Raw genomic sequence first — 16,799 nt, forward strand, 5'->3', positions numbered from 1 at the left:
CCTCTGGTTTTTCGCGCCGGTGGTACGTCACGCGCCCCACATTCCACCGGAACTCCACGCCCCGAGCGGTGCCGCCGTGCCTCCGCCGCGCCGGACATCGATAGGCTGGGCGCGGACCGATGCAAGGAGGATCTAGGACGATGGCAGGCAACACGGAGCCGTTGTCGCCGCGGGCCAAGCTGGCCGTGACGGCGGGCAAGGCCGCTGCGGCGGTGTCGCGGGCAGCCGGGCGGGGCAGCGGATCGGTGATCGGCGGCCGGGTGGCGCTCAAGCTCGACCCCGACCTGCTCGGGCGGCTGGCACAGCACCTGGACGTGATCCTGGTGTCGGCGACCAACGGCAAGACGACCACGACCCGGCTGATCGCCGAGGCACTGCGGGCCGCCGGCCCGGTCGTGTCGAACGCGCTCGGCGCCAACATGCCCGCGGGCATCACCTCGGCCCTGGCCGGCGGCTCGGACGCGCAGTACGGCGTGATCGAGGTGGACGAGAAGTACCTCGCCGGAGTCGCCCGCGACACGACGCCCAAGGTGATCGCGCTGCTCAACCTCTCCCGCGACCAGCTGGACCGGGCCGCGGAGACCCGGATGCTCGCCGAGAAGTGGCGCGAGGGGCTGTCCGGCTCGAAGGCCGTGATCATCGCCAACGCCGACGACCCGCTGATCGTCTGGGCGGCCTCCTCCTCACCCAACGTGGTGTGGGTCGCGGCCGGACAGGCGTGGAAGGACGACGCCTGGTCCTGCCCGTCCTGCGGCGGTGTGATGCAGCGCCCCGGCGACGACTGGTTCTGCGGCGAGTGCGGATTCCGCCGGCCGCCGCCCAGCTGGGTGCTGCACGGCGACTACGTGCTGGACCCGCACGGCTCGGCCTGGCCGATCCACCTCCAGCTGCCCGGCCGCGCCAACAAGGCCAACGCCACCAGCTCGGCGGCCGTGGCCGCCGTCTTCGGCGTACCGCCCCAGGTCGCCCTGGAGCGGATGTACCACGTCCAGGCCGTCGCGGGCCGCTACGACGTCGTCACCTTCCTCAACCGTGAGCTGCGGCTCCTGCTGGCGAAGAACCCGGCGGGCTGGCTGGAGACGTTCTCGCTGATCGACCCGCCGCCCACCCCGGTGATCCTCTCCGTCAACGCCCGCGGCGCCGACGGTACGGACACCTCCTGGCTCTGGGACGTGGACTACACCCAGCTCGCGGGTCACCCGATCTTCGTGCTCGGCGACCGCAAGCTCGACCTCGCGGTCCGGCTCGAAGTGGCCGGTCTGGACTTCCGGGTCTGCGAGAACCTCGACGAGGCCGTGCAGCAGGCACCGCCCGGCCGTATCGAGGTCATCGCCAACTACACCGCCTTCCAGGATCTGCGCCGTCGTGTCGGCAACTGACCCCGGCCCCGGCCCCCTCCGGAGAGGACGAAGCATGAGCAACAACAGCCTGCGGCTGGTGTGGGTCTACCCGGACCTGCTCAGCACCTACGGCGACCAGGGCAACGCCCTGGTGGTGGAGCGCCGGGCCCGCCAGCGCGGCCTCGACGTGTCGCGCGTCGACGTGCGCAGCGACCAGCCCGTTCCCACGTCGGGCGACATCTATCTGATCGGCGGCGGTGAGGACCGTCCGCAGCGGCTCGCCGCGGAGCGGCTGCGCCGTGACGGCGGTCTCAGCCGGGCCGCGTCCAACGGCGCGATCATCTTCTCGGTCTGCGCCGGCTACCAGATCCTCGGCCACGAGTTCGTCAACGACCTCGGTGAGCGCGAGCAGGGCCTCGGGCTGCTCGACGTGGTCTCCACCCGCGGCGAGGGCGACCGGTGCGTGGGCGACGTGCTCGCGGACATCGACCCGCACCTCGGGCTGCCTCCGCTGACGGGCTTCGAGAACCACCAGGGCGTCACCCATCTCGGCCCGACGGCACGCCCGTTCGCCCGGGTGCAGTTCGGCCGGGGCAACGGCACCGGGGACGGCACGGAGGGTGCGTACAACGACACCGTGTTCGGCACGTACATGCACGGGCCCGTGATGGCGCGCAACCCGCTCATCGCGGACCTGCTGCTGAAGCTGGCGCTCGATGTGAACGCGCTGCCGCCGACCGACGACCGCTGGTACGAGGCGCTGCGCGCCGAGCGGATCGCGTCCGCGACACAGCCCGTCTGATGAGGCGAAATTCGCTCAGCTGAGCGGAGTCCAGCAGGCGGACGCCCGGTTCGGTCCCGCCACCCTGCGCCGGTAGGGTGGCGGGATTCCAGCCGGACGACGTGGTCCGGTCGTCGGCCCACGTTGCAAAGGTTTCCCGGGCAATGCGAATTGGTGTGCTCACCTCCGGTGGCGACTGCCCCGGCCTCAATGCGGTCATCCGTTCCGTCGTCCACCGTGCGGTGGTCGACCACGGTGACGAGGTCATCGGCTTCCACGACGGGTGGCGGGGCCTCCTGGAGTGCGACTACCGCAAGCTCGACCTCGACGCGGTCGGCGGCATCCTCGCCCGCGGCGGCACGATCCTCGGCTCCTCCCGGGTCCAGCCCGCGCACCTGCGCGGCGGCGTGGAACAGGCCAGGGGCCATGTCAACGACCTCGGTCTCGACGCGATCATCCCGATCGGCGGCGAGGGCACCCTCAAGGCGGCGAACCTGCTGTCGGAGGCGGGGCTGCCGATCGTCGGCGTACCGAAGACGATCGACAACGACATCGCCTCCACCGACGTCACCTTCGGTTTCGACACCGCCGTGGGCGTGGCCACCGAGGCTCTGGACCGGCTGAAGACCACCGCGGAGTCCCACCAGCGGGTCATGATCGTCGAGGTCATGGGCCGTCACACCGGCTGGATCGCCCTGCACTCCGGCATGGCCGCCGGCGCACACGCCATCGTCGTCCCCGAGCGCCCCTTCGACATAGACGAGCTGACCGAGCTGGTCGGCCGGCGCTTCTCGGCCGGCAAGAAGTTCGCGATCGTCGTGGTCGCCGAGGGCGCCAAGCCGCGCGAGGGCTCCATGGAGTTCCAGTCGGGCGTCAAGGACATCTACGGGCACGAGCGCTTCGCGGGCGTCGCGACCCAGCTCTCCATCGAGCTGGAGCAGCGGCTGGGCAAGGAGGCCCGCCCGGTGATCCTCGGCCATGTGCAGCGCGGCGGAACGCCGACCGCGTACGACCGGGTCCTGGCGACCCGGTTCGGCTGGCACGCGGTGGAGGCGGCGCACCGGGGCGAGTTCGGCATGATGACGGCGCTGCGCGGCACGGACATCACCATGGTCCCGCTCGCGGAGGCCGTGGAGACCCTGAAGACGGTGCCGGCCGAGCGGTACGGCGAGGCCGAGTGCGTGCTCTGAGCGACACCACCGTCTGAGGACTGCCCCCGGCCGCGAGCGCGGCCGGGGGCAGTTCTACTCTGGTCGGGACAACCGGCACGAAACGGGGACGTCCCGGCGCCCCCTTCAGGAGTGAACAGATGGATCACAGCGGGCACGGCATGAACATGGATCTGCCGCCGTTCACGCTGGGACGCGGGCTCCAGTTCTCCGCGGACCCGATCTTCCTGATCGGCTGCGTGCTCGCCGTGCTCCTGTACGGGTACGCGGTGGTGCGGCTGCGCAGGCGCGGGGACGCATGGCCGGTCAACCGGATCGTCTTCTTCGTCATCGGTGTGCTGAGCATCGCCCTGGTGATGTGCACCAAGCTCAACGACTACGGCATGGTCATGTTCAGCGTCCACATGGTGCAGCACATGGTGATCAGCATGCTGTCGCCGATCCTGCTGCTGCTGGGCGCGCCCGTGACGCTCGCGCTGCGTGCCCTGCCGGTCGCGTCGCGTGGCAGCAAGGGGCCGCGCGAGCTGCTTCTGATGCTGCTGCACAGCCGGTACATGAAGGTCATCACGCATCCGGTCTTCACCATCCCGCTCTTCATCGCCAGCCTGTACGGCCTGTACTTCACCCCGCTCTTCGACTTCCTGATGGGCTCGACGGCCGGGCACCTCGCGATGATGGTGCACTTCCTCGGGGTCGGTCTGGTCTTCTTCTGGCCGATCATGGGCATCGACCCGGGGCCGCACCGCCCGGGATATCTGCTGCGGATGCTGGAGCTGTTCGCCGGTATGCCGTTCCACGCGTTCTTCGGCATCGCGCTGATGATGGCCTCCCAGCCCATGGTCGAGGTCTACAAGAACCCGTCGGCCTCCCTCGGCATCGACGCCCTGTCCGACCAGAACGCGGCGGGCGGGATCGCCTGGGCGTTCAGCGAGATCCCGTCGGTGCTGGTGCTGCTCGCCCTGGTATTCCAGTGGTACCGCTCGGATCAGCGGACCGCGAAGCGCTCGGACCGTGCGGCGGACCGCGACGGCGACCAGGAGCTTCACGCGTACAACGCGTATCTCGCCTCGTTGCAGGCGCGCGGACAGTAGCGCCGGACAGGCCTTCGGGGTGACGATGGCAGTAACGGCCGCGCGGCCGACGAGGAGCGTGCGCGCATGTCCGGATCCACGAAGACCATGGGAGTGCTCACCGTAGGTGCCCTGGTGACGGTCACCGGTTACACGGTTGCACTGGGGAGCAACGGCTGGCTCTGGTTCGGCTGGGTGGTGCTGGGGCTGATCACGATCGGAATGGTCGCCACCCGCGAGACCTGAGCCCGGTGACTCGGAGCCGGGTGACTGAAAACGCGGCGACTCAGAACGCGGTGACGCTGAACCCAGCGGCTCAGAAGCGGAACACCGGGCCGGTGACCGCGTCCATCAGGCATGCGTTGGGGTAGGTGTGCCGCCAGCCGACGGCGTCGCCCTGCCGGGCGCCCTCCGCGGTGACGGTGACCGGGTCGTCCTCATGGGTGCACGGATGCGGGTCACCGGCGAGGGCGTCGAAGTCGCCGTCGGCCGCGTCGAGCGCCGCGCAGGCGCCGAGCGCGTCGGGATGCCGGTCGTCTGGGCCAGGCGGGCAGTGCAGGACGACCCCCCGGATCCAGGTGTTGGCGCTGCCGGAAACGGTCAGGAGAACCCCCTGGTCCGGCGCGGCCACGGCGGGCACGGCCGAACCGACGGGCAGCAGGGCGGTGAGGACGACGGTGGTAAGGGCGGCGCGCAGGCGCATGTCGGGCTCCGGTGCTCCGGGATCAGTGGCTCGGGACTGCGGGGCCACCCCACCCCGGCACCGCCGCCGTGACAAGCAGCCGCGCCGGGCACCCCTGGCACGCACTCCGCCACCTCGTGTGCCATCGCGTACGGGGAACGTCACGCCAGGTGCACATCGCGGCCCTCGGGCGCCGAGCGACTACCCGTCACTCCATGTAGCGGAAGGGGGCGTTCCCGGCCGGCGCGTGTGTGAACTACCGCCGCCCGGACACGAGCGTTTCCGCACCGCACGATCCAGGGTGCGCCCGTGCCCCACCCCCGCCCCCGCACCGACACCGACCCGACGCGAGGTGACTACTCCGTCACCGTACGCATCTAACACGATCACCACCGCGCACGCCCCGAAGGCGCTCCGCGCAGCCGCCCCGACGCGTATGCGAACACCTGCGGGCGGGGTCGGGAGCCGCACCCGAGGACCGGCAACCCATCCCCGTTCAGGGCCCGTTCGACGTATGACCGCGTTAACGCACCCGTAAGCCAGTTGTGATTTAAGTCTTGACAGGTGCCTATCGCCACGCCACTTTGGGAGCGCTCCCACAATCAAGACTTGCACACTTCATCCCCCTCCCTTCTCCCCCAATACCGGGTGCCGAGACGGGCGCTTCGGGGCGCAGCCGCGCTCCAGGCCCGCTCCTCGCCGCCCGGCAGAGGAAGGCGTTTGTCATGAGCTTGGCGAAGCACGGCGGGCACCTCCGCACCGGAGGACTCCCGGTCCTCCTCCTGCCGGAAGGTCGCCGCCGCCTGCCCGGATCAAGCCGGGTCTCCAACTCGTGAACAACCCCAGCACGGCGGCCACCGCACCGCACTCCCGGTGGCGGGTCGCCCATCCGCCCCGCTGAACCCGCCATCGGGGCACCACCGCACACCTCACCGGCAACACCACCGACCGCCGTCCTCTCCGACGGCTGCCCGAAGCGGGTGCCGGGACCGACCGGTCCCGCCCCTGGCAACACCCCACGAACCCGTCTGCGGGGAGCTTCCGCAGACGTACGAGAGGAGCACGGAGCCGCAATGAGAACCAGAGGCACCACCACGCACCGGCTACGCAGAAGGCTGGCCGTACTCTCCGCCCTGGCCATGGGCGCGGCACTGGCGGTCGCCGTCCCCGCACCCGCCTCGGCGGCGGCACGGGTCGACAACCCCTATGTGGGCGCCACGGCATACGTGAACCCCGACTGGTCCGCCAAGGCGGCGGCCGAGCCGGGAGGCAGTGCCATCGCCGACGAACCGGGATTCGTCTGGATGGACCGCATCGCGGCCATCGAGGGCTCGTCCGAGGCGATGAGCCTGCGCGAGCACCTCGACACGGCGCTGGACCAGGGCGCCAACCTGTTCCAGGTCGTCATCTACGACCTGCCGGGACGGGACTGCGCCGCGCTGGCTTCCAACGGGGAGCTCGGGCCGACCGAGCTGGACCGGTACAAGGACGAGTACATCGACCCGATCTCCGAGATCCTCGCGGACCCGGCGTACGCGAACCTGCGCATCGTCACGATCATCGAGCCCGACTCGCTGCCCAACATCGTCACCAACGCGGGCGGTTCGGCCGGCTCCACCGAGGCGTGCGCGACCATGAAGGCGAACGGCAACTACGAGAAGGGTGTCGGCTACGCCCTGCACACCCTCGGTGCCATTCCCAACGTGTACAACTACATCGACGCCGCCCACCACGGCTGGCTGGGCTGGGACTCCAACTTCGTCCCGGCCGCCCAGGAGTTCAAGAAGGCCGCCACGTCCGAGGGCGCCACGGTCTCCGACGTCACGGGCTTCATCGTGAACACGGCGAACTACTCGGCTCTCAAGGAGCCGAACTTCAAGATCACCGACACGGTCAACGGCGCTCAGGTCCGTCAGTCCAAGTGGATCGACTGGAACTACTACACCGATGAGCTGTCGTTCGCCCAGGCACTGCGCACCGAGCTGGTGAGCCAGGGCTTCGCCTCGGACATCGGCATGCTGATCGACACCGCCCGCAATGGCTGGGGCGGCAGCGACAGGCCCACCGGCCCCGGGCCGCAGACCAGTGTGGACGCCTATGTGGACGGTGGCCGGGTCGACCGGCGCATCCACGCGGGCAACTGGTGCAACCAGAGCGGTGCCGGCATCGGTGAACGTCCCACCGCCGCCCCGGAGCCCGGCATCGACGCGTACGTCTGGGCCAAGCCGCCGGGTGAGTCGGACGGCAACAGCGCCCCCATAGACAACGACGAGGGCAAGGGCTTCGACCGGATGTGCGACCCCACGTACACCGGTAACGGACGCAACGGCAACAACCTGACCGGCGCGCTGCCCAACTCGCCGCTGGCGGGCCACTGGTTCTCCGCACAGTTCCAGGAGCTCGTCCGCAACGCCTACCCCGCGCTCGACGGCACCCCGGGTGGCGGCGGCGATGACGACGACACCCAGGCGCCGACCGCGCCCACCGGAGTGACCGTCACGGCGAAGACCAGCGGCAGTGTCTCGCTGTCCTGGACCGCGTCGACCGATGACACCGGGGTGGCCGGCTACGACGTGTTCCGTGGCGGAGTGAAGGTGGGCTCCACCACCACGACCTCGTACACGGACACCGGTCTGACGGCTTCGACCGCCTACAGCTACACGGTCAAGGCCAAGGACGCGGCCGGCAACGTCTCTGCGGCCTCCGGCGCGCTCTCCGCCACCACCTCCGCGGGCGGCGGCACCGGGACGGGCGCGCTCAAGGTCCAGTACAAGAACACCGACTCCTCCGCCACCGACAACCAGATCCGGATGGGTCTGCAACTGGTCAACACCGGCAGCACCACGGTGAACCTCTCCACGGTGAAGGTGCGGTACTGGTTCACCCCGGAAGCCGGGGCCTCCACCTTCGGCACCGCCTGCGACTACGCGGTGATCGGCTGCGGAAACCTGACCCACGGCGTGCAGTCCTCCGGCAGCACGGCGGCCGGTGCCAGCCACTACCTGGAGGTCGGCTTCGGCAGCGGCACGCTCGCCGCGGGCGCCTCCACGGGTGAGATGCAGCTGCGGCTGAACAAGAGCGACTGGTCCAACTTCAACGAGGCCGACGACTACAGCCGTTCGACGACCACGAGCTACGCCGACGCGCCGAAGATCGGCGTGTACGTGACCGGCGCGCTCTCCTGGGGCACCGCTCCCTGACCGTCCCGCCCGATCCACCCGCCCCGCCCGCTCCACCGCCCCCTGCCGGATGTCCGGCAGGGGGCGGTGTGGTGCCGGGGTGTCCCGGAGTCGATGCCGGCGCACCGGCATCGACTCGCCCGTGGGCGGGTAGACGGGACGACGGCTGCACATATGGTGTCCTCTGCCGAGATCTCCGCTGACCTGGCACAACGCAGCTGTGGAGTCGAACTGGGAGCCGCCCCGTGTTCTATTACCTGCTCAAGTACGTCGTCCTGGGACCGCTGCTGCGGCTGTTCTTCCGGCCCGTCATCGAGGGCACGGAGCACATTCCGGCGGACGGCGCGGCGATCGTCGCAGGCAATCATCTGTCGTTCTCCGACCACTTCCTGATGCCCGCGATCATCAAACGCCGCATCACCTTCCTCGCGAAGGCCGAGTACTTCACCGGCCCCGGCGTGAAGGGCCGGCTGACCGCCGCGTTCTTCCGGAGCGCCGGCCAGATCCCGGTGGACCGGTCCGGGAAGGAGGCGGGGCAGGCCGCGATCCGCGAGGGGCTCGGGGTGCTGAACAGGGGCGAGCTGCTGGGCATCTATCCGGAGGGCACCCGTTCGCACGACGGCCGGCTCTACAAGGGCAAGGTCGGGGTCGCGGTGATGGCCATCAGGGGGCAGGCGCCGGTGGTGCCGTGCGCCATGGTCGGCACCTTCGAGATCCAGCCTCCCGGCAAGGTCGTGCCGCGCCTCAAGCAGGTCACCATCCGCTTCGGCGAGCCGCTGGACTTCTCCCGCTACGCCGGGCTGGAGAACGAGAAGGCGGCGATCCGGGCGGTCACCGACGAGATCATGTACGCGATCCTGGGCCTCTCCGGGCAGGAGTACGTCGATGAGTACGCGGCCAAGGTGAAGGCCGCCGACCAGGCCGAACGGCCCGGAAAGTTCCCGAAACTGCGACGCTGACGGCGGATTCGCGGTCGGTGAACCCCGCTGGTCCGGGCCCCGCGCGCCTCATAACGTGCGGAGCATGAGCAGAGGACACGCATGGGTGCTGGGAGCGACAGGACAGATCGGGCGGGCAGCGGTGCGCTCGCTCGTCGAGGACGGCTGGACGGTGACCGCGGCCTCGCGCGGCGGCGGCCGTGACGACCGCTGGGACGACGGAGTACGCACGGTCGCACTCGACCGCGACGAGGAGGGCGCGCTCGCGGCGGCGCTCGGGGACGGCTGCGACGTACTGGTCGACATGGTCGCGTACGGCGGACAGCACGCCCGGCAGCTGACGGACCTCGCGGACCGGATCGGTTCGGCCGTCGTCGTCTCCAGCGGCGCGGTGTACGCGGACGAGCACGGCCGCAGTTTCGACACGCAGAGCGAGCCCGACGGATCACCCCGCTACCCGGTGCCGATCCCGGAGTCGCAGCCGACCGTCGAGCCGGGCGACTCCACGTACGGGACCCGGAAGATCCAGCTGGAGCGGGACCTCCTCGCGGCGGGCGAGGCGCTGCCCGTCACGCTGTTGCGGGCGGGTGCGGTGCATGGTCCGTACTGCCGCTCACCGCGCGAGCTCTACTTCGTGAAACGCGCTCTGGACGGCCGCGCCCGGCGCGTGCTGGCGTACGGGGGCACTTCGCGCTTCCATCCGCTGCACTCCTCCAACGCCGCCGAGCTGATCCGGCTGGCCGCCCTGCGCCCCGGCTCCCGAGTGCTCAACGCCGCCGACCCGCAGGCGCCGACGGTCGCGGAGATCGGTGAGGCGGTCGACGCGGTGCTGGGGCGGGAGACCGAGACCGTGCTGATCGCGGGCGCCGCCCCGCCCGAGGGCGTCGGCCTGTCGCCCTGGGGCGCCCCTCATCCCATCGTGTACGACCTGACGGCCGCCGAACAGGAGCTCGGCTACCGGCCGGTGACGGGCTACGCCGAGTCGCTCCCGGAGACCGTCGAGTGGATCACCGCACAACTGGCGGGGCGCGACTGGACGGACGCCTACCCCGCCATGGCGCGGTCCTACGGGACGGGGCTCTTCGACTACGCGGCGGAGGACGCCTGGCTGGAGCGGTACGACCGCACGGGGTGAGCGGTCAGCCGGGCCCGTCGGCCTTCAGCTCCTCCCGCGCCTGGTCCAGCACGGCCCGCAGCGCCCTGGCGTCGGCGGCCACCGCGGTCACCAGCACGGCGGGGCCGGCGAGGCGGGTGAGCACGGCGGTCGGCCCCAGCAGCCTGCTCTCCAGCCCCCGGTCCTCGAACGACGGTTCCACGAAGAGCAGTTGTCCCACGGCGCGATGGCCGCCGAGCACGGCCGGACCGTCCCAGCCGCCGGGGGCGCCTGGTCCGTGGGCCGTCTGCTGGTCGAGGAGCGGGCGCCCGCCGCGACGGACGGTGAGCCGGCTGAAGAGGGTGCCGGTGGTCTCCCCGTGGCGGCCGAGGATCTGTTCCTCACGCAGCACCAGCCGTGCGGTGGGGGCGAGTTCGACCGTGGTCCTCATGATCAGTTCGCTGCCGTGGGCGGAGATGAGCTGCTCCGGCAGCCAGTCGAGCCGGGCCCCCTCCCCCGCCATCAGCCGTACCTCGTAGTGGGCGGGTCCGCTGTCGGGCCCCGGACCGGGCAGCGCGACCGTCGCCGCGGCCGAGTCGACGGTGAGCCGGGCTCCGGGCTCGGCCCTGACCTCGATGGCCAGCCGGTCACCGCCGAGGGGACCGCTCATCGCGCCGACGACGGTGACGCGGGCAGCTCCGGCCGTCAGGGACCTGGTCCGCCGCGGGGCGAGGGGCCCCTCGCTCTCCAGGACGGGCAGCGAGGTGGCGCCCCGGTCATCGCGGACGGCGGTGACGCGGGCGGTGGCCCGGACGCTCATGCGTTCCAGGAGGCGAGCCGCCCCCGCACCCAGTCGGCCACCGGCCCGACGCCTTCGCCCGAGGTGAGCGAGGTGAGCAGGACGGGCAGTTCGCCCCGTTGCTCCTCGGCGTCCCGGGCCATCCGGCCGAGGTCGGAGCCGACGTAGGGGGCCAGGTCGGTCTTGTTGATCACGAGCAGATCGGACGTGGTGACCCCGGGTCCGCCCTTGCGCGGGATGTCGTCGCCGCCCGCCACGTCGATGATGAAGATCTGGGCGTCGACGAGCCCCTTGGAGAAGGTGGCCGTGAGGTTGTCGCCGCCGGACTCCACCAGGATGAGATCGAGCGGTCCCACCGCGTCCTCCAGGTCCTCGACGGCTTCGAGGTTGGCGGATATGTCGTCGCGGATCGCGGTGTGCGGGCAGGCGCCGGTCTCGACGGCCTGGATCCGCTCGGGCGGAAGTACCGCGTTGCGCAGCAGGAACGCGGCGTCCTCGCGGGTGTAGATGTCGTTGGTGACGACCGCCAGGGACAACTGGTCGCGCAGGGTGCGGCAGAGCGCGGCGACGGTCGCGGTCTTGCCGGAGCCGACGGGTCCGCCGAGCCCGATGCGCAAGGCCCGCCGGGTGCCGTCGGGGCGTGCGGCGTCGGCGCCGACGGCTGCCGGGCCGGGGTGGGAGTGGTCGAGGTGCATGGTGCGGCTCCTGTGCTGTTTCGGGGCGACGAGCGGGTCTGCGGGGCAGGTCCGCGGACTGGTCGGTGACTGGTCTGCGGACTGGCTTACCGACTGGGTCACGAGGCGAACAGCCGGACCGGCCGGGCTGCGTGGGCCTCGGCGGCGATGTCGAGCAGCGGAGCGGAGGCGGCGGGCAGTTCGTCGATGCTCCCGGCGGCGGCGGCCGCCGCCAGCCCGGCGACGTGGTCGAGTTCGGGAGCGAGCCGGGCGAGGACGGCGGTGGCGTCGAACGGGTTGAGGGAGAGCAGCCGTACCACCGCCGTGGCCGGTCCGCTCACCGCTTCGTAGGCGACGCAGTACGCGGCGTCCTCGGGACCGAGCCCCGCCGCGCGGGCGGTGAGACCCAGCACGACGGGCTGATGGACGCCCCGTGGCCGGGCCCGCGCGAGCGCGTCCAGTTCGCCACTGGGCCAGGTCGCACGGGCTGCCCGCATCAGCTGGCGGCCGAGCTTGCGGGCGACCGCGCGCAGGGCGGGCGAGGGGGTGCGGGCGTCGGCGGCCTCGTCGAGGGCGAGCGGGTCGTGCCCGTGGGCGGCCGCCGCGGCGAGCGCGGCGGCGGTCAGCCCGGTGGTGTGGAGGCGGCCCCGGCAGAACGCGGCGAGGTCCTCCGCGTCGCGGACGCGCCCCGCCTCGACGGCCGGTTCGGCGCCGCCGGAGTGGGCGTGGCCGCCGGCGGGGAACCGGCCGTCGGCCAGTACGAGCAGGGCTGCTCGGTTCATCAGGGGACCGCTCTCAGAAGGGCCGGAAGGGCCGGAGGAGTCAGGGGCGTCAGAGTCTCAGAAGAGGAAGTAGCGCTGGGCCATGGGGAGTTCGGCGGCGGGTGCCGGTTCGACCGGTTCGCCGTCGATGGTGACGGCGAAGCTGTCGGGGTCGACGTCGACCCGTGGCAGCGCGTCGTTCTCCCGCATGTCGGCCTTGCCGACCCCCCGGGTGCTGGTGATCGGGACGAACCGCTTCCCGAGTGCGAGCCGCTCCGGCAGCCCGTCATCGATGGCCGCCTGGGCCACGAAGTTGAAGGAGTTGGCGGCCGGGGCCCGGCCGACGGCGCCGAACATCGGCCGGGGCAGGACGGGCTGCGGGGTGGGGATGGAGGCGTTGGCGTCCCCCATCTGCGCGTACGCGATCTGGCCGCCCTTGATGACGGTCTGCGGTTTCACTCCGAAGAACGCGGGTTCCCACAGCACCAGATCAGCGAGCTTGCCGGTCTCGACGGAGCCGATCTCCTGGTCGAGGCCCTGCGCGACCGCAGGGTTGATGGTGTATTTGGCGACATAGCGACGGACTCGGCGGTTGTCCGCGCGTCCGTCGCCGGGCAGTGCGCCACGACGTCTCTTCATCACGTGCGCGGTCTGCCAGGTGCGCAGGACGACCTCACCGATGCGGCCCATGGCCTGGGAGTCGGAGGAGATGATCGAGATGGCGCCGAGGTCGTGGAGGATGTCCTCCGCCGCGATGGTGGAGGGCCGGATGCGTGACTCCGCGAAGGCCAGGTCCTCCGGGACGGTGGGGTTCAGGTGGTGGCAGACCATCAGCATGTCGAGGTGTTCGTCGATGGTGTTGACGGTGTGCGGCCGGGTCGGATTGGTGGAGCTGGGCAGGACGTACGGCTCCGAGACGACGCTGATGATGTCGGGTGCGTGCCCGCCGCCCGCCCCCTCGGTGTGGTACGCGTGGATGGAGCGCCCGGCGATGGCGGCCAGGGTGTCGGCGACGAACCCGGCCTCGTTGAGCGTGTCCGTGTGGATGGCCAGCTGGGCGCCGGTCTCCTCGCAGACGCCCAGGCAGGCGTCGATGACGGCCGGTGTCGCCCCCCAGTCCTCGTGGATCTTGAACCCGAGCGCCCCCGCGCGCAGCTGGGAGTGCATGGCGTCGCGGGACATCGTGTTGCCCTTGCCGAGCAGGCCGATGTTGACGGGGTAGGCCTCCAGCGCCGCGAACATCCGGGCGAGGTGCCAGGGGCCCGGGGTGATGGTGGTGGCCTTGCTGCCCTCGGCCGGTCCGGTGCCGCCGCCGACGAGCGTGGTGATGCCGCTGGAGAGTGCCTGGTCCATGAGGGTCGGCGAGATGAAGTGCACATGGGCGTCGATGGCGCCCGCGGTGATGAACTTCCCGTTGCCCGCGATGATCTCGGTCTCCGGACCGATGACCAGTTCGGGGTGGACGCCGTCCATGGTGTCCGGGTTGCCGGCCTTGCCGATCCCGGTGATCCGGCCGTCGCGGATGCCGATGTCCGCCTTGACGATGCCCCAGTGGTCGATGATGACGGCGCCGGTGATCACTGTGTCGGGGGCGCCCTCGGCGCGGGTGGTGCGCGCCTGCCCCATGGACTCGCGGATCACCTTGCCACCGCCGAACACCGCCTCGTCGCCCGCGAGTCCGGGCCCGCCGCAGCGGTCCTCCTCGATCTCCACGAGCAGATCGGTGTCGGCGAGGCGGATCCGGTCGCCGGTGGTGGGACCGAACAGGTCCGCGTACACGGCGCGATGGAGTTCAGCCATCGAGAGCACCTCCGGTCTCGCCGCGCAGGCCGGGGACGATCCGCCGTCCGGCCAGGGGCACGAGTTCGATGTCGACGGGTATACCGGGCTCGAAGCGGACAGCGGTTCCGGCGGCGATGTTCAGCCGCAGGCCGCGGGCCGCCGCCCGGTCGAACTCCAGACCGGGGTTGGCCTCGGAGAAGTGGTAGTGCGAGCCGACCTGGACCGGCCGGTCGGCGGCGTTGAGGACAGTGAGACGGGTGACGGTCCGGCCCGCGTTGAGCGGCACCGGCCCGTCCGCGTACAGGATTTCGCCCGGGATCATCGGCGGCGGCCCGTCAGACGATCGGATCGTGGACGGTGACGAGCTTGGTGCCGTCCGGGAAGGTCGCCTCGACCTGCACGTCATGGATCATCTCGGCTATGCCGTCCATGACGTCGTCACGGCTGAGCACCTTGCGCCCGGACGCCATCAGCTCGGTGACCGTACGGCCGTCGCGGGCGCCCTCCATCAGATGCGCGGTGATGAGGGCCACCGCCTCTGGGTGGTTGAGCAGCAGTCCGCGGGCGCGGCGCTTCTCCGCCACCTCCGCGGCTACGTGAATGAGCAGACGTTCCTGCTCGTGCGGGGTCAGTTGCACGTGTCCACCTCACAGTCGTCCGCCCAGTACCGGCCCTGGGCGCAGCGCGACACTAGCCCTCTTCAACAGACTGTTGAATACCGAACAGGTGGCACGCGGCGAGGTATTGCACGTTAGAGCCGAAGTTTTTCCAGCGCGTTAACTGATCTTTTGCACATCCATGGACATGAGCCCCCGCAGGCCGTCCTCCATGGTCTCGGGACCGGGGTCGCCGAACATCGCCATCTGGACGATGAATCCCTGGGCGGCGGCGATCAGCGTGCGGGCGACCCGCTCGTCCGGCACGTCGGCGGTGAGCACCCCCCGCTCCCGGTACACCCTGACCAGATCGGACCAGGACGCCCGCAGCCCCCCGTACGCCTCGATGAGGGTGGCCGCCAGCCGGTCGCTGCGCAGGGCCTCGGACCACACCTGCACGATCAGCCCGGCGTACGCCCTGCGGTCGAGGCCGCGCCCCCCGTCCACCCCCTCGGCGAACAGGGTGCGCACGACGCGGCCGATCAGGACGTCGGGCGTGGGTGGCGGATCGACCTGGGAGGCCCGCTCGAACGCCTGCCTGACGCCACCGACCGCCTCCCCGGCGATGGCCGCGATCAGATCGTCCTTGCCGCTGAAGTAGCGGTAGACGGCGCCCGCCGACAGCCCGACCTCCTTCAGCACGTCCTGCATCGAGGTGCCATGGAAGCCGTCGCGGGCGAAGCAGCGTGCGGCTCCGTCGAGAATCTGCCGGCGGCGGGCATCGAGGTGTTCCTGGGATACGCGGGCCATGCCTCCAATCTAAAACGAACGTTCTTTCTTGACAAGCTCCACCACCGGCGGGACAGTGGAGTCATATAAAACGAACGATCATTCTCTTTAATCGTCTTGAAATCGATCAGCCGCTTCGAATCGAGGTCCGCGTCATGCCCGCTGCCCCCAACCGCCGCCTGGTGGCGGTCGTTCTCCTGATCCCCTTCGTGGTGGCCCTGGTCCTCTGGGCCTTCGCCTGGCCCGCCGCCCGGATGGCCCCGCGCGATCTGCCCGTCGGTGTCGTCGGCTCGGGACCGGCCGCAGATCAGCTCCAGGAGCGACTGGAGGCGCGGGACGGCGCCTTCGAGATCCACCGGTACGACTCCGGAACCGCCGCCCGCACCGCGATCGAGCACCGGACCGTATACGGGGCGGTCGCGGTCACCGCACAGGGCCCCGAACTGCTGACCGCGTCCGCGGCGAGCCCGGTGGTGGCCCAGCTGCTGCACGACGCGGTCGCCGCCCAGGCCCCGGACGGCACGGCGGTCCCGGTCACGGATGTGGTGGCGGCCCCGGCCGCGGATCCGCGCGGCAGCGTCCTCGGGTCGAGCATCCTGCCCCTGGCCATCGCGGGCGTCGCCACGGGGGCCGCGGTGACCATGCTGGGCCTGCGGGGCGGCCGGGCGGCCGCGGCACTGCTCGGGGTCGCCGCGCTGGTGGGGATGGTGGCCGCCGCGCTCACGGACAGCTGGCTCGGCGTGCTGACCGGCGACTGGTGGAGCGAGGCGGGCGCGTTCGGGCTCACCGTGCTGGCGATCGGCGCCACGGTGGCGGGGCTCGCCGCGCTGGTCGGCACGGCGGGCGTCGGACTGGGGTCGCTGGTGATGGTGCTGGTGGGCAACCCCTTCTCCGGGGTCACCAGCGCACCCGAACTGCTCCCCCGGCCGATCGGCGCGATCGGCCAGTGGCTGCCGCCGGGCGCGGGCGGATCACTGCTGCGGTCCGTCGCGTTCTTCGACGGCAACGCGGTGGGCCTGCCGCTCCTGGCCCTCAGCCTGTGGGCCGTACTGGGGCTGACCGCGGTCCTCGTGGGCGCCCGCCGCAGGGCCGGTACCGCGGAGCCCGCCGCCGTGCCCGAGCGTCAGCCCGCGCCGGCCGGCTGAC

The 16,799-nt window shown here is 71.2% G+C and carries 17 protein-coding genes; 9 read left to right on the forward strand and 8 right to left on the reverse strand.

What is annotated here, in order from left to right:
* Nucleotides 1–140: 140 nt before the first annotated feature.
* The 5 genes from OG892_RS03860 (at nt 141) to OG892_RS03880 (ending at nt 4,606) form a co-directional block, all read left to right on the forward strand.
* The gene (locus OG892_RS03860) at nt 141–1,379 is read left to right on the forward strand and encodes a MurT ligase domain-containing protein (protein WP_073736190.1); all 1,239 of its coding nucleotides are present in this window, start codon (nt 141–143) and stop codon (nt 1,377–1,379) included.
* A gap of 34 nt (nt 1,380–1,413) precedes the next feature.
* Complete coding sequence (locus tag OG892_RS03865; RefSeq protein ID WP_073736191.1) at nt 1,414–2,142, forward strand: type 1 glutamine amidotransferase; 729 nt, start codon at nt 1,414–1,416, stop codon at nt 2,140–2,142.
* A 143-nt stretch (nt 2,143–2,285) separates the two neighbouring features.
* Nucleotides 2,286–3,311 (forward strand): 6-phosphofructokinase, encoded by a 1,026-nt coding sequence (locus OG892_RS03870; protein WP_073736192.1) that lies wholly within the window; start codon nt 2,286–2,288, stop codon nt 3,309–3,311.
* A gap of 119 nt (nt 3,312–3,430) precedes the next feature.
* Entirely contained in the window at nt 3,431–4,381 is a 951-nt protein-coding gene (locus OG892_RS03875; protein ID WP_327335589.1) for a cytochrome c oxidase assembly protein, read from the forward strand.
* A 66-nt stretch (nt 4,382–4,447) separates the two neighbouring features.
* Nucleotides 4,448–4,606 (forward strand): hypothetical protein, encoded by a 159-nt coding sequence (locus OG892_RS03880; RefSeq protein WP_037778359.1) that lies wholly within the window; start codon nt 4,448–4,450, stop codon nt 4,604–4,606.
* Nucleotides 4,607–4,676: 70 nt separating this feature from the next.
* Here OG892_RS03880 and OG892_RS03885 read toward each other — a convergent pair whose 3' ends face one another.
* Nucleotides 4,677–5,063, reverse strand: coding sequence for an SSI family serine proteinase inhibitor (locus tag OG892_RS03885; RefSeq protein WP_371628459.1), 387 nt, complete (start codon nt 5,061–5,063; stop codon nt 4,677–4,679).
* A 1,052-nt stretch (nt 5,064–6,115) separates the two neighbouring features.
* Here OG892_RS03885 and OG892_RS03890 point away from each other — a divergent pair.
* From OG892_RS03890 to OG892_RS03900, 3 genes are all read left to right on the forward strand, one after another.
* Nucleotides 6,116–8,242 carry a glycoside hydrolase family 6 protein gene (locus OG892_RS03890; RefSeq protein ID WP_371628460.1) on the forward strand — a complete coding sequence of 709 codons (2,127 nt, stop codon included), beginning with the start codon at nt 6,116–6,118 and terminating at the stop codon, nt 8,240–8,242.
* 224 nt (nt 8,243–8,466) lie between these two features.
* On the forward strand, nt 8,467–9,180 hold the full coding sequence (locus OG892_RS03895) for a lysophospholipid acyltransferase family protein (protein WP_371628461.1): 714 nt from the start codon (nt 8,467–8,469) through the stop codon (nt 9,178–9,180).
* 64 nt (nt 9,181–9,244) lie between these two features.
* A complete protein-coding gene (locus OG892_RS03900) occupies nt 9,245–10,294 on the forward strand; it encodes an NAD-dependent epimerase/dehydratase family protein (RefSeq protein WP_371628462.1) in 1,050 nt (349 codons plus the stop codon).
* A 4-nt stretch (nt 10,295–10,298) separates the two neighbouring features.
* Here OG892_RS03900 and OG892_RS03905 read toward each other — a convergent pair whose 3' ends face one another.
* From OG892_RS03905 to OG892_RS03935, 7 genes are all read right to left on the reverse strand, one after another.
* Nucleotides 10,299–11,072, reverse strand: coding sequence for an urease accessory protein UreD (locus tag OG892_RS03905; RefSeq protein ID WP_371628463.1), 774 nt, complete (start codon nt 11,070–11,072; stop codon nt 10,299–10,301).
* Nucleotides 11,069–11,746 carry an urease accessory protein UreG gene (ureG, locus tag OG892_RS03910; RefSeq protein WP_371628464.1) on the reverse strand — a complete coding sequence of 226 codons (678 nt, stop codon included), beginning with the start codon at nt 11,744–11,746 and terminating at the stop codon, nt 11,069–11,071. The genes OG892_RS03905 and ureG overlap by 4 nt, the downstream gene beginning before the upstream one ends.
* 98 nt (nt 11,747–11,844) lie before the next feature.
* The gene (locus OG892_RS03915; RefSeq protein ID WP_073736200.1) at nt 11,845–12,507 is read right to left on the reverse strand and encodes an urease accessory protein UreF; all 663 of its coding nucleotides are present in this window, start codon (nt 12,505–12,507) and stop codon (nt 11,845–11,847) included.
* Nucleotides 12,508–12,564: 57 nt separating this feature from the next.
* The gene (locus OG892_RS03920; protein WP_073736201.1) at nt 12,565–14,286 is read right to left on the reverse strand and encodes an urease subunit alpha; all 1,722 of its coding nucleotides are present in this window, start codon (nt 14,284–14,286) and stop codon (nt 12,565–12,567) included.
* Entirely contained in the window at nt 14,279–14,590 is a 312-nt protein-coding gene (locus OG892_RS03925) for an urease subunit beta (RefSeq protein WP_073736202.1), read from the reverse strand. The genes OG892_RS03920 and OG892_RS03925 overlap by 8 nt, the downstream gene beginning before the upstream one ends.
* A 13-nt stretch (nt 14,591–14,603) precedes the next feature.
* Nucleotides 14,604–14,906, reverse strand: coding sequence for an urease subunit gamma (locus tag OG892_RS03930; protein ID WP_311307100.1), 303 nt, complete (start codon nt 14,904–14,906; stop codon nt 14,604–14,606).
* A 138-nt stretch (nt 14,907–15,044) separates the two neighbouring features.
* Entirely contained in the window at nt 15,045–15,674 is a 630-nt protein-coding gene (locus OG892_RS03935; protein ID WP_073736204.1) for a TetR/AcrR family transcriptional regulator, read from the reverse strand.
* A 134-nt stretch (nt 15,675–15,808) separates the two neighbouring features.
* Between OG892_RS03935 and OG892_RS03940 the strand changes: the two genes are divergently transcribed.
* Complete coding sequence (locus tag OG892_RS03940; RefSeq protein WP_073736205.1) at nt 15,809–16,798, forward strand: ABC transporter permease; 990 nt, start codon at nt 15,809–15,811, stop codon at nt 16,796–16,798.
* The last annotated feature ends 1 nt before the right edge of the window (nt 16,799 follow it).

Origin of the sequence: Streptomyces sp. NBC_00341, from assembly GCF_041435055.1 — a bacterium.
Taxonomy (GTDB): domain Bacteria; phylum Actinomycetota; class Actinomycetes; order Streptomycetales; family Streptomycetaceae; genus Streptomyces.